General features: G+C 69.1%; 9 protein-coding genes and 1 pseudogene. 7 read left to right on the plus strand and 3 right to left on the minus strand.

Annotated features, from left to right (window positions below):
* Positions 1-446: 446 nt before the first annotated feature.
* From K6142_RS16550 to K6142_RS09300, 7 genes and pseudogenes are all read left to right on the plus strand, one after another.
* Positions 447-1,055, plus strand: a pseudogene (locus K6142_RS16550) (molybdopterin-dependent oxidoreductase); the annotation flags it as partial.
* Positions 997-2,676: a molybdopterin dinucleotide binding domain-containing protein gene (locus K6142_RS16645; protein WP_411722704.1), complete on the plus strand. Its 1,680-nt coding sequence runs from the start codon at positions 997-999 to the stop codon at positions 2,674-2,676. The pseudogene K6142_RS16550 and the gene K6142_RS16645, both read left to right, overlap by 59 nt.
* A complete protein-coding gene (locus K6142_RS09280) occupies positions 2,666-3,283 on the plus strand; it encodes a DMSO/selenate family reductase complex B subunit (protein ID WP_190246068.1) in 618 nt (205 codons plus the stop codon). The genes K6142_RS16645 and K6142_RS09280 overlap by 11 nt, the downstream gene beginning before the upstream one ends.
* A 4-nt stretch (positions 3,284-3,287) precedes the next feature.
* Positions 3,288-4,163: a dimethyl sulfoxide reductase anchor subunit family protein gene (locus K6142_RS09285; protein WP_223380817.1), complete on the plus strand. Its 876-nt coding sequence runs from the start codon at positions 3,288-3,290 to the stop codon at positions 4,161-4,163.
* Positions 4,164-4,246: 83 nt separating this feature from the next.
* Positions 4,247-5,092 carry a molecular chaperone gene (locus K6142_RS09290; RefSeq protein WP_190244581.1) on the plus strand — a complete coding sequence of 282 codons (846 nt, stop codon included), beginning with the start codon at positions 4,247-4,249 and terminating at the stop codon, positions 5,090-5,092.
* Complete coding sequence (locus K6142_RS09295; RefSeq protein ID WP_223290316.1) at positions 5,085-6,920, plus strand: ATP-binding protein; 1,836 nt, start codon at positions 5,085-5,087, stop codon at positions 6,918-6,920. Before K6142_RS09290 ends, K6142_RS09295 begins: the two co-directional genes overlap by 8 nt.
* The gene (locus tag K6142_RS09300) at positions 6,908-7,627 is read left to right on the plus strand and encodes a response regulator transcription factor (protein WP_190244582.1); all 720 of its coding nucleotides are present in this window, start codon (positions 6,908-6,910) and stop codon (positions 7,625-7,627) included. Before K6142_RS09295 ends, K6142_RS09300 begins: the two co-directional genes overlap by 13 nt.
* A 145-nt stretch (positions 7,628-7,772) precedes the next feature.
* On the opposite strand, the gene K6142_RS09305 is transcribed toward K6142_RS09300, so the two are convergent.
* The 3 genes from K6142_RS09305 to K6142_RS09315 all read right to left on the minus strand — a co-directional run bounded on the left by K6142_RS09305 (position 7,773) and on the right by K6142_RS09315 (position 12,157).
* Complete coding sequence (locus K6142_RS09305) at positions 7,773-8,948, minus strand: hypothetical protein (protein WP_190244583.1); 1,176 nt, start codon at positions 8,946-8,948, stop codon at positions 7,773-7,775.
* A gap of 225 nt (positions 8,949-9,173) precedes the next feature.
* On the minus strand, positions 9,174-10,601 hold the full coding sequence (locus K6142_RS09310) for an NADH-quinone oxidoreductase subunit N (protein WP_190244584.1): 1,428 nt from the start codon (positions 10,599-10,601) through the stop codon (positions 9,174-9,176).
* Positions 10,598-12,157: a NuoM family protein gene (locus K6142_RS09315; RefSeq protein ID WP_190244585.1), complete on the minus strand. Its 1,560-nt coding sequence runs from the start codon at positions 12,155-12,157 to the stop codon at positions 10,598-10,600. Before K6142_RS09315 ends, K6142_RS09310 begins: the two co-directional genes overlap by 4 nt.
* Positions 12,158-12,200 lie beyond the last annotated feature (43 nt).

Raw genomic sequence — 12,200 nt, forward strand, 5'->3', positions numbered from 1 at the left:
CCGTTTTCCTACGTTCTTGCGGCGCACCGTGCGGTGGGGATAGGCGGCGGACAAGGGCGCGGTGCGCACCGCGCCTGAAGGCCGCCAGCGGCGGCCATCGTCAGGGTGCCTTGCGCGCGTCACGCCACGCGTCCCATCGCAACAGGAGAGGAACGTTCATGAAGACCACACACCAGCCGGCAACGTCCGGCATGGCCCGTGGCGGCTCGGCGGGGGGCGCTGGCGCAGTGCCCGCCGGGACCGGCCCGCAGGATTGCGCGGCCCGGGGGCTGGACCGCCGCACCTTTCTCAAGTGGTGCGCGCTGCTGGGCGGCGCGGCCATGCTACCCGGCGGCCTTGCCGGGCTGTGCCCCGCCGTGGCCGAGGCCGCCGGCGGCGGAGAGCCGCAGGATTTTGTCTGGAGTTCGTGCAATGTCAACTGCGGCAGCCGTTGCGTGCTGCGCGCCATGGTGCGTGATGGCGCCATCGTGCGCATGGACACCGACAACCTGGGCGCCGACGACTACGGCACCCACCAGATTCGCGCCTGCCTGCGTGGCCGGGCCATGCGCCAGCGGGTGTACGCGCCGGAACGGCTGAAGTACCCCATGCTGCGCACCGGCAAGCGCGGCGAGGCCGCCTTCCGCCGCGCCACGTGGGACGAGGCGCTGGACGTCATTGCCGCCAAGATGAAGGACATCAGGGAACGCTACGGCAACGAGGCGTTCTACCTCAACTACGGCACCGGCAACCTGGGTTCGGTCATGTCCAAGTCGTGGCCCACGGACCAGACGCCCATCACCCGGCTGATGAACTGTTACGGCGGCTACCTGAACCACTACAACACGTACAGCACCGCCCAGATCGCCACCAGCATGCCCTACCTGTACGGCGGCGGGCTTGGCAACGCGCTGTCGGACATCGTCAACAGCAAGCTGGTGGTGCTGTTCGGCAACAACCCGGCGGAAACGCGCATGAGCGGCGGCGGGGTGGTCTACGACATCCAGCGCGCCAAGCGTGAAAGCAACGTGCGGGTCATCGTCATCGACCCGCGCTACACCGATACCGCCGTGGCCGTGGCCGACGAGTGGATTCCCATCCGCCCGGCCACCGACGCCGCCCTGGCGGCGGGCATTGCCTACGTGCTGTTTACCGAAGGCATGGCCGACCGTTCCTTCATGGATACCTACTGCGTGGGCCACGACGAGGCGCACCTGCCCGAGGGCGTGCCCGCGGGCAGCTCGTACGAGGCGTACATCACGGGCAAGGGGCCGGACGGCGTGGCCAAGACGCCGGGCTGGGCCTCGGCCATCTGCGGGGTGCCGGTCGATACCATCCGAGATAGGCACCGCCAAGCCCTGCTGCATCAGCCAGGGCTGGGGGCCGCAGCGCCACCACAACGGCGAGACCAACTGCCGCGCCATTGCCGTGCTGGCCGCGCTGACCGGCAACGTGGGCATTCCCGGCGGCAACACCGGCGCGCGAGAGGGCGGCTATTCCATTCCCTTCCCCGGCTTTCCCACGCTGAAGAACCCGGTGGCCGCCAGCATTTCGTTCTTCCTGTGGACCGACGCCATCGTGCGCGGCCCGGAAATGACCGCCGAGCGTGACGGCGTGCGCGGCGTGCCCAGGCTGAACGTGCCCGTCAAGTTCATCTGGAACTACGCGGGCAACGCGCTGATCAACCAGCACTCGGACATCAACCGCACCGCGCAGATACTGTCGGACGACACCAGGTGCGAGATGATCGTGGTGGTGGAAAACTTCATGACCCCCAGCGCGCGCTTTGCCGACGTGCTGTTGCCCGCCGTGACCAACCTGGAGGAAAACGACTTCGCCCACCAGGGCAGCACGGCGGAGATGGGCTACGTGGTCTTTGCCCAGAAGGCCATCGAACCGCTGTTCGAGTCGCGCAGCGTGTACGACATGTGCGCCGACATCGCCGAACGCCTTGGCGTGCGCGAACAGTACACCGAGGGCCGCACCCGCGACGAATGGCTCCAGAAGATCCTGAACGATGCCCGCCAGAAGCTGCCCGACCTGCCCGCCACCCTGGAAGATGCGTGGAAGCTGGGCGTGTACAAGGTCAGGAATCCCGGCAAGCCCTTCGTGGCGTACAAGGCCTTCCGCGATGATCCGGTGGCCAACCCGCTGGCCACGCCGTCGGGCCGCATCGAGATATTCTCGAAGCGGCTGTGGGACATCGGCCACAAGTGGGAACTGCCCGCCGGTGAGCGCATCACCGCGCTGCCGGAATACGACGAGGCCGCGGAAGGCCAGGGCGACCCGCTGCGCAGGAAGTATCCGCTGCAACTGGTCACCCACCACTACAAGCAGCGCACCCACTCCACCTACGGCAACGTGCCGTGGCTGAAGGAAGCGGCCCCCCAGACCGTGTGGGTGAACCCGCTGGACGCCGCCGACCGGGGCCTGGCCCATGGCGACATGGTGCGGGTGTTCAACGACCGGGGCGCCACGGTGCTGCCCGTGAAGGTGACGCCGCGCATCATGCCCGGCATCATCTCCATCCCGCAGGGGGCCTGGTACACGCCGGGCGCGGGCGGCACGGACTTCGGCGGCAGCGCCAACATCCTTACCTCGCTGCGGCCTTCGCCGCTGGCCAAGGGCAATCCGCAACACACCACCCTGGTGGAGATGGCCAGACATTCGGGAGGCAGCCATGCCAATGCCAGCTAGACCGGCGTTTCTCTTCGACTCGCGGCTGTGTACCGGCTGCAAGGCGTGCATGATCGCCTGCAAGGACAAGAACGACCTGGACCCTGGCGTGCGCTGGCGGCGGGTGACGGAATGCACCGGCGGCGAATGGACGCGCACGGCGGAAGGATACCGCCAGAACGTGTTCAGCTACTACCTGTCGGTGTCCTGCAACCACTGCGAAGACCCCATCTGCGTCCAGTCCTGCCCCACCACGGCCATGCACCAGGACAAGAACGGCATCGTCAGCGTGGACCCGAAGAAATGCGTGGGCTGCAAGTACTGCTCGTGGGGCTGCCCCTACGGCGCGCCGCAGTATTCGGAACGTCTGGGCCGCATGACCAAGTGCGACTTCTGCCGTGACGAGATCGAGGCGGGCCGCCCGCCGGCGTGCGTGGCCGCGTGCCCCTCGCGGGCGTTGCAATGGGGCGACCTTGAGGGGCTGCGCGGCAAGCTGGGCCAGCCCATGGCCGTGGCCCCGCTGCCTGCCGTCTCGGCCACCCGCCCCGCCCTGTTCGTGATGCCGCACCGCAACGCGCGACCCGTGGGCTCCACCGCAGGCCTCAAGGCCAACCCAGAGGAGGTCTAGCTCCATGTTTCACGAATGGTCGCTGGTTCTGTTTACCGTGCTGGTGCAGATGGCCGCCGGGGCCATGCTGCTGGCGCCCGTGGTGTCGCTGGCCTGCCAGGCCGGGGCTTCCGGGTCGGGCAATGCTGCCGCTCCCTCGCCGTGCCCCCGCGCCCGGCGCATCTCGCGCGGGGTGGCCCTGGTTGCCGCCCCGGTGATGGTGGCCTCGCTGCTCATCTCGCTGCTGCATCTGGGCTCGCCGCTCAATGCGCCCAAGACGCTGCTGCACCTCGGTTCGTCGTGGCTGAGCCGCGAAATCCTGTTCACCGGGCTGCTGGCGTTGTGCGCCGTGCTGCTGGCCGTGGCCGAAGGGCGCGGCAAGGGCGCATCCCCGGTGCTGCGCGTGGCCGGGGCGCTGGCCGCAGCCGCCTGCCTGCTGTCCATGACCAACGTGTACATGCTGCGCACCGTGCCCGCATGGAACGGCCCGCTTACCCCGCTGGCCTTCGTGGCGGCGGCGCTGCTGCTGGGCGCCGGGGTGGTGGCCGTTGCGGCCCTGTGGCCGCAGGCGGACGCCACGGAGGGCGAAGCACCGCGCCATGGCGTGACGGCCCCGGCCCTTGCCGCGCTGGTGACCCTTGCCGCGCTGGCAGTGCACGCCCTTGCGCTGCTGGCCGCCATGCCCGGCCGCGTGGTGCCGGGCGGCATGGGCTTGGCCACGGCGCACCTGATCCTGCTGGCGCTGGGCGCGGGCGTGCTGCTGGCCGCGGCGCTGCGTGCCCGCGTGGCGGACATGCCCGCCGCGCTGCGTCTGGCGGGCCTTGCCCTGGCGCTTGCCCTGGCCGGTGAACTGGCCGGTCGGGTGCTGTTCTTCGGCCTGTATGCCCGAATGGGCCTGTAGGCCCGAAATCCTGTGGAACCGGTCGGACGGGGGGCGTTCGTGCTCCCCGGCCGGCCATGCCCCGCACCGTGCAAGGAGGCGTCATGGCCCAGTGCAGGAATGATATTGCCGCTTCTTCCGTCTCCGACGGCAGGCCAGTTGCCCCGAACATGCGTTCCGGCCCCATGCCGTTCATGGCCCACGCCGTGGCGTTGCGCTTTCTGGGGCAGGTGTTCCTGAATGGTCCGGTGGACGGCGGGCTGGTGCGCGCCCTGCGCGAGGGACTGTTTGCGGAATGGCCCGTGGCGTCTGTTGGCGCGACCACCCGCCAGGCGCTGGAAATGCTGCGCGGCCTTGCCGGACCTGCCGTGGAGGCCGTGTACCCCGGCGGGGACGATGCCCGCTGGAACGCATTGGCGCAGGATCTGGAGCGCGACCACGCCCAGTTGTTCGTCGGGCCCGAAATTGCCGTGCCGCCGTGGGAATCGGTGTGGCGCGACAAGGACCGGCTGCTGTTCGGCGAATCCACCTTTGCCGTGCGCGCCGCCTACGCCCGCTTTGGCCTGGGGGCCGACCGCCCGGGCAACGAGCCGGACGACCATCTGGGGCGCGAATTCGGTTTTCTGGGCCATCTCGCCGGGCTTGCCGCGTCGGGGCCGGAGTCCCCCTCGTCCGAATCCCCCTCGTCCCCGGAGCTCGCAACGTCCCCGGAACTCCCAACGTTCCTGCCGAACCCGCTTGACGCGGCCCGCACTTTTCTGGACGATCGTCTCCTGATGTGGGTGCCGATGGTGCGTGAAGCCATGCAGCGCGCCGCCCGCACCCCCCACTATGTCGCGCTGGGCCTGCTGGCCGAAGGCGCGGCAAGGGACCTGCATGCGGATATCCACGCCCTGCGCGCCGCCAAGGCTGTTGCTCCGGCCGCCATCCCCCGCCCGTCCGGTGCCTGATCCGCACCCGGACCACTTCCGCGAACGCGCACGCCAGTCGCGCCGCTCCCGTTGCGCGCGGGCGGCGCTGTCGGCGTTTTCGCCTTGCGTTTCGCGCATTCCCCGCGCTTCGCTGCCGCTGCTGCTCCGGCTGCTTCCTGCCCTGCTGGTGCTGCTGTCCGTCCTGTGCCCCGTCGCCCCGGCCCATGCCCGCGAGGTGGTGGTGGGCATCTACGACATGGAGCCGCTGTCCATGCGCGGCGCCGATGGCCGGGTGCAGGGCATCGTGGTGGACGTCATGGACGCCGTGGCCCGTGACGAAGGCTGGACCGTGCGCTACGTGTACGACGACTGGGACCGGCTGATGCCCATGCTGGAAGATGGCCGCATCGACGTGCTGGCCCCCATCGCCTTTTCCGAGACGCGCACCGCCTACCGCTACAACCGCGACTATCTGGTCATCGACTGGGGGCAGATATGGGTGCGGCGCAGCACCCGCGTGGACATGCTGTTCGACCTGCAGGACAAGCTGGTGGGCGGGGTGTCCATGAGCATCTTTCCCGCCGGGTTCGAGGCCTTTGCCCGCCGCTTCGGCGTGCAGTACCGGCAGCGCGACTATCCCGATTACTCGGCCCTGCTGGACGCCCTGAACCGGGGCGAGGTGGACGCCGCCGTCATCCCCCGGTTCATCGGCACCCATCACGAGCGGCGCGGCACCGCAGAGCCCGCGTCCATCGTGTTCAGCCCGTTCGAGATGCGCTATGCCGCCATGCGGGGCCGGGCCGACGACGTCATGGACGCCCTTGACCGTCGTCTGGCGGCCTACAAGGCCGACAAGGATTCGGCGTACCATCGCAGCCTGAACCGCTGGATACGCGTCGACGCGCCGGTGCTGCCCGCCTGGCTGCCCTATGCACTGGGCGCCGCCGCCGTGCTGCTGCTGGCGCTGGCCGGGGTGAACAAGGCCCTGCGCGGGCAGGTGCGCCGCCAGACCGAACAGCTGCGCGCCGCCAACGCGGACCTGGCCGTCTCGCGCGACCAGATCCGCACCCTGCTGGCCTACCAGCAGCAGGCGGCGGAAGACATCCGGCGGCGCATCTCGCGCGAGGTGCACGACGAACTGGGCCAGAACCTCACCGCCCTGAAGTTCGGGCTGCACCGGCTGGGGCGGGTGGTGCCGGAGGGAGACGGCCCGTCGCGCGAGCGCCTTCTGTCCATGACCCGCCTGACCGAGGACACCATAGAGGCGGTGCGGCGCATCTCGCGCGAATTGCGGCCCGGCCATCTGGACGACATCGGCCTTTTGGCCGCCTCGCAGTGGCTGGTGCAGGATTTTTCGGCCAACACCGGCATTGCCGTGCACTTCGACGGCCCGGAACAGGGTGATGGCCCCAGGCAGGGGGATGGCCTCAGGCAGGGTGACGACCCCAAGCAGGGTGATGGTCCCGGACAGGGCGGCGATGCAGGCGCGGGCCGGGAACGGCAGGTGCCGGACGGGCGCGACCCGCTGGGGCCCATGGACCCCGACCGCGCCGTGGCGGTATACCGGGTGTTGCAGGAAGCCCTGACCAACGTGGCCCGCCACGCCGGGGCGCGACGCATCCACGTGACGCTGCGGCGCGAGGGCGGCTGCCTGCGCCTTGTGGTGGCCGACGACGGGCACGGTTTCGACGTGCACGGGCAGCGCCCCGGCGGCACGGGGTATCTGGGCATCGTCAACATGCGGGAACGGGTGGCCGCCTTCGGCGGGGAATTCCATATCGACAGCGCCGCGGGCGGCACCACCGTGCGGGTATGCGTGCCGCTGGAGCAGCCGGACGCGCAAGGGGGCGGGACATGCGGTTCCTGATCGTGGACGACCATGCCGTGGTCCGCAAGGGCATCATCGAGATCGTGCACGACTTCGTGCCCGACATCGCGCCGGACCTGACCTTCGACGAGGCCACCACGGCGGCGGAGGCCCTGCGCCTTGCCGCGCGCCAGCGGCACGACCTGATTCTGCTGGACATCTCGCTGCCCGACGACAGCGGGCTGGCCACCCTGGCCCGGCTGAAGGAAGAGGACCCGGAACGCCCGGTGCTGATCCTGAGCGTGCACCGCGAGGACGAGTATGTGGTGCACGCCTTCCGCAACGGGGCAGACGGCTACATCACCAAGAGCTCCGCGCCGGAGGAACTGCGCGAGGCGGTGACCCGCATCCTGGAAGGCGACGTGTACATCAGCCCCACGGTGGCGGCGGCACTGGCCAATGCGGCCACGGGACGGCTGCGCGGGTCCGCCGGGCACGGGGGACCGGATGGCGGCATGCCGTCGTACGGGGGCGGGTTGCCCAATGAGTTGGGCGGATTGGGCGGGCTGGCCGCACTGCTTTCGGCGCGGGAATACGAGGTCATCGCCCGGCTGGCGCAGGGCGCCACGGTGGCCGAGATCGCCCGGGTCATGAACCTGAGCGGCAAGACCGTGAGTACCTACAAGACTCGCGCCATGCGCAAGCTGAACATCACCAACCAGGCGGAACTGTTGCGCTTCGCCATGCGGCACGGGCTGTCCATGTAGCCGGCCGGAGGGGCGGCAGGCCTGCCGTCCGTCCGGTTTAACCTGTGGCGCCAGCCGTGCGCCTGCCTTGTTCGCGGATGACCGGGGGCGGCCTCCGCATTGCCTGCGGCACCTTTCCGTCCCCGTCCCGCACGGCCAGCCGCCGTTACTCCTTCCTTTCCCGCCGCTCCAGCTGTTCCAGCCGTTCCTCCAATGCACCGATGCGCACATGTTGGCGCTGGACGCACTGCATGAGCATGGTGGCCACCTCCTGCATGGTCAGTTCGCGGTCGGGCCACCATGGCGCGTCCGGGTCGGGTGCTTCACGGAACAGCATGCCGTCCCCGTGGCCGTGGGGCGCGGGCATGCGCCGGGCCAGCCGTTCGTTGTGCGGGGCGTAGTGGGCCAGCACCGCTGCGCGCATGCCGGGCGACAGCAGCCCCACGTGGGCGAAGGGGGCAGCGGCGGCGCCGGGCAGCGCGTCGTACAGCATCGCGTAAGGGCCGTTGTCGTATATCCCGTCGAACATGGGGCGCACCGTGCGCAGCAGCTTGATGGCCTCCGGCGTGAAACCGTGGTTGGTGTTGAAGTTGGTGGCGGGAGGAAGGGGCAGATGGGCGATGGAGCCCACCCCCAGCAGGCCCAGCAGGTCGGCCACCACGTCGCCGCATTGCAGGACGGAACGTTCGTAGGGGCGCACCACCATGTCGGCGGGGTCCGTGAAGCCCCACACCTCGTCCAGCCAGGCGTGCTCCAGCACGGAGACGGCGGCGCGAAAGAACACGTCGTCCAGTTCCCTGTCCATGAGGGCGCGGGCGAAGTCGTCCGGCGTGGGGTACTGGTCGTACTTCAGCCCCCACTGCTTCCAGGCATCCTCGATCCAGGTGTCCTGCCGCCGCACGTAGCACATGGCCACGGCGCGCAGGCCGGTGCGCTCCGTATGGCGGCGCACCATGTCGGCGTAGTCCGGCAGGCTGGGCGCCTCCAGGCTCAGCAGCAGGATGGGGGTATTGGTGGCGCGGCAGACGGCCACCGCCCGGTCCAGATAGTCGTCCTGCGCGTCGGGCTCCATGCCCATGATGATGGCCCCGTGGTGCGGCAGCACGAAATTCGGGTCGCCGGGGATGTCGGGGAACGCCGCGTCGGGCACGCGGTCAGGGTTCAGGGTGGGGTAGAGGATGCCGTACTGGCGGAACAGGGCGGTGCGGTTGTGGTCGCAGAAGGCCTGGATGGCGCTGCTGCCGGTCTTGGGTCCGCCAAGGTGGGCGACCAGCAGAGGGCCAGTTGTCGGGTCGGGCGTGATGGCGGCGCCGAGCAGGGCGGACGGGGCGTGTTCGGGCATGGCTGCGTCTCCGGCGGGTATGGCGCGGGGGATGGGGAGGGCAGAGAGGCAGCGCCCCGCGCGGATGCGCCCATGCTAGGTGAAGGTTGCGGTGCCTGTCGAGCGCGCCGCCCCTTTGCAAGTGTTAAAAATCCCCCGGTCCCGTTGTGCGGGGCCGGGGGATTCGTGTTGCAGAGGCCGGGAGCCAAGGCTCCGTCGGTGGTTTTCAGGGGCTGGTTTCCTACCTTATCCGAAAAGGGCCATGCCCGCCTGCACCGCCTTTTCGAACAGCGGCGAAGGCACGATGCCCAGCACCAGCGTGGCGGCGGCCAGCGCCACCGCGCCGCCCAGGCTGAACGCGCTCTGGTCGGGCGCGGGCAGCGAGGTGTTTTCGTCAGGCTCGGTGTAGGCGTGGCGCACCAGCGACAGGTAGTAGTAGATGGCGATGGCGCTGTTCAGGGCCAGGGCGATGACCAGCCAGTTGTAGCCGTGGTTCCACGCCGCCGTGATCAGGAACAGCTTGCCCATGAAGCCCGCCGTGGGCGGCAGGCCCACCAGGGCGAAGGCCCCCACCCCAAGGGCAAAGGCCAGCACCGGCGATCTGCGGTGCAGCCCGTTGAGGTCGGACAGGACCAGGTTGCGCCCGTCCACGGCCACGCGGGCCACCACCCAGAAGCACAGCAGGTTCATGACCACGTACACCAGCGCGTAGAACGCGGCGGCGGCAAGGCCTTCCGCCGTGCCGGACACCAGGCCCACGGTCACGTAGCCCGCGTGCGCCACGGACGAGAAGCCCAGCATGCGCTTCACGTCCTTTTGCACCAGCGCGCACAGGTTGCCGAAGGTCATGGAGATGACCCCCAGCCAGGCGATGGCCGTGGTTATTTCCAGGCCGGGGTGCAGCACGGCGGCCAGGCGCACCAGCACCACCACCGCGCCCAGCTTGGGCAGGGTGGCCACGTAGGCCGCCGTCTCGTTGCTGGAGCCCTGGTACACGTCGGGGCACCAGAAGTGGAACGGGAACAGGGCCAGCTTGTAGAACATGCCGCACAGGAACAGCGACAGGCCCACAACGGCGGTGGGGCTTGCCGCCCACGACCAGTCGCGCGCGGCCAGCGCCGCGATGTACGTGGTCTGGTGCGCGGCCATGATGTACGACAGCCCGTACAGCGAGATGGCCGTGGCCGCCGCGCCGAACAGGATGTACTTGACGCCCGCCTCCGCCCCCTCGCGGGTGCGCCCGCGCAGGGGAATGAGCACGTACAGGCTGTACGACGACAGTTCCAGCGCAAGGTACAGGGTCACCAGTTCGGCGGAGGACGCCAGCAGCATCAGGCCCCACGCCGATACCCCCAGGAACAGGAAGTAGTCGGCGCGTTTGCCTTCCTCCAGCGTGGGCTGGCGGGTGGCGTTGAGCACGGCGATGCAGAAGCCGCCCGCCACGCACAACTTGAAGAACTGCGACAGGCCGTCCACCTTGTAGGCGTCCCACAGCAGCATGCCTTCGGCAGGAAGCGCCACCACCGATGCCGCCAGCACCGCCAGCGCGCCCAGCGGCAGCCAGCGGTGGGCCGCAACCGAGGCCGGACCGGCGGACAGCGCCTGCACGAACAGCACGGCCACCAGCAGCAGCATGGCGCATTCGGGAACAAGCAGGGCAAGGTCGAGGTTCACTGGCGCACCTCCTTGGCGATGGCGGCGGATGCGAGGATGGCGGGCGGCTCATGCCGCACCGCGTCCGCATGATTGAGGGCCAGCGGCGCTTCCTTCACCGGGGCGCGACCACGCAGGTCGGCCAGCAGCCGGTCGATGGAAGGGTCGATCAGCCGCAGGAAGGGCGCGGGGGCAAGGCCTATCCACAGCACCAGCACGGCGGGCAGCAGCAGGTAGGCCCATTCGCGGCGGTTCAGGTCGTTCCAGGTCTTGGCCGTGGACGGGCTGCCCCAGGCCATGCGCAGGCTGACCCGGAACATGTACGCCGCCGCCAGCAGCGCGCCGGGCACGATGAGCGCGCCCACGGTCAGGCTTTGCTGGAAGGCGGCCACGAACACCAGCACTTCGCCCACGAAGCCGTTGGTGCCCGGAAAGCCGAACGAGGCCAGGGCATACAGCCCCCAGAAGAACATGAACGCGGGCAGATACTTGCCCATGCCCATGTTGTCCGCCACCTCGCGGCTGTGGCTGCGTTCGTACATGGCGCCGATCATCATGAACAGCGCGCCGGTGACGATGCCGTGGTTCAGCATCTGCAACAGCGCGCCCTGCACGCCGCTTTTCTGGAACAGGAAGATGCCCAGCGTCACGAAGCCCATGTGGGCCACCGACGAATAGGCGACCAGCTTCTTGATGTCGGTCTGCCCCAGCGCCACCGCGCCCCCGTACAGGATGGACACCACCGAGACGCCGATCATCAGCGGGGCGAAGTGCACGCTGGCCTCGGGCGTCAGCGGCAGGCAGAAGCGCAGGAACCCGTAGGTACCCATCTTCAGCAGCACGGCGGCAAGGATGACGCTACCTGCCGACGGCGCCTGCACGTGGGCTGCGGGCAGCCAGGTGTGGAACGGGAACATGGGCACCTTGATGGCGAAGGCAAGGGCCATGGCCAGAAAGGCCCAGTACTGGAAGCGGAACCCGAAGGTCTGCTGCATCAGGTCGGGGATGGAGAAGGTGCCCCCGGCGATGCGGAAGGCCACGATGGCCACCAGCAGCAGGGTGGACCCGGCAAGGGTGTACAGGAAGAACTTGATGGACGCGTAGCGCCGCTCGGCCCCGCCCCATACCGCGATGAGCAGGTACATGGGGATGAGCATGGCTTCCCAGAACACGTAGAACAGCACGAGGTCCATGGAGGTGAACACGCCGATGCAGGCGGACGTCATGAGCAGCAGGCAGACGTGGAATTCCTTCACCCGCTTGCCGATGTACGTCCACGAGCACAGCACGCACAACGGCAGGGTGAACAGGGTCAGCCACACCATCAGGATGCTGATGCCGTCCACGGCCAGATGGTATTCAAGGCCCCAGCGGGCCACCCAGGTCATGCGTTCCACGAACTGGAACCCGGCGTCGGGGTTGAAGGCGATGAGCGGCCACCCCGCCGCAAGCCCCACGAGCGACGCCGCCAGCGACACGCGCCGCACGGTTTCGTCGTCGCGCAGGGGCAGCAGCAGCGCCGCCGCCACCAGAGGCAGGAAGATCAGGATGCTGAGGACCGGTATGTCAGGATACACAGGCAGCTCCGTTATTTAGTAGGTCCCAGGGGCTGTTTCCAAA

The organism is Nitratidesulfovibrio sp. SRB-5 (genome assembly GCF_019931275.1).
Classification (GTDB): domain Bacteria; phylum Desulfobacterota; class Desulfovibrionia; order Desulfovibrionales; family Desulfovibrionaceae; genus Cupidesulfovibrio.

Excerpts from the sequence above, each read along its gene's own strand:
- K6142_RS09300 (WP_190244582.1), top strand. The coding sequence starts at position 6,908 with ATGCGGTTCCTGATCGTGGACGACCATGCCGTGGTCCGCAAGGGCATC.
- K6142_RS09280 (WP_190246068.1), top strand. The coding sequence starts at position 2,666 with ATGCCAGCTAGACCGGCGTTTCTCTTCGACTCGCGGCTGTGTACCGGC.
- K6142_RS09290 (WP_190244581.1), top strand. The coding sequence starts at position 4,247 with ATGGCCCAGTGCAGGAATGATATTGCCGCTTCTTCCGTCTCCGACGGC.
- K6142_RS09285 (WP_223380817.1), top strand. The coding sequence starts at position 3,288 with ATGTTTCACGAATGGTCGCTGGTTCTGTTTACCGTGCTGGTGCAGATG.
- K6142_RS09305 (WP_190244583.1), bottom strand. The coding sequence starts at position 8,948 with ATGCCCGAACACGCCCCGTCCGCCCTGCTCGGCGCCGCCATCACGCCC.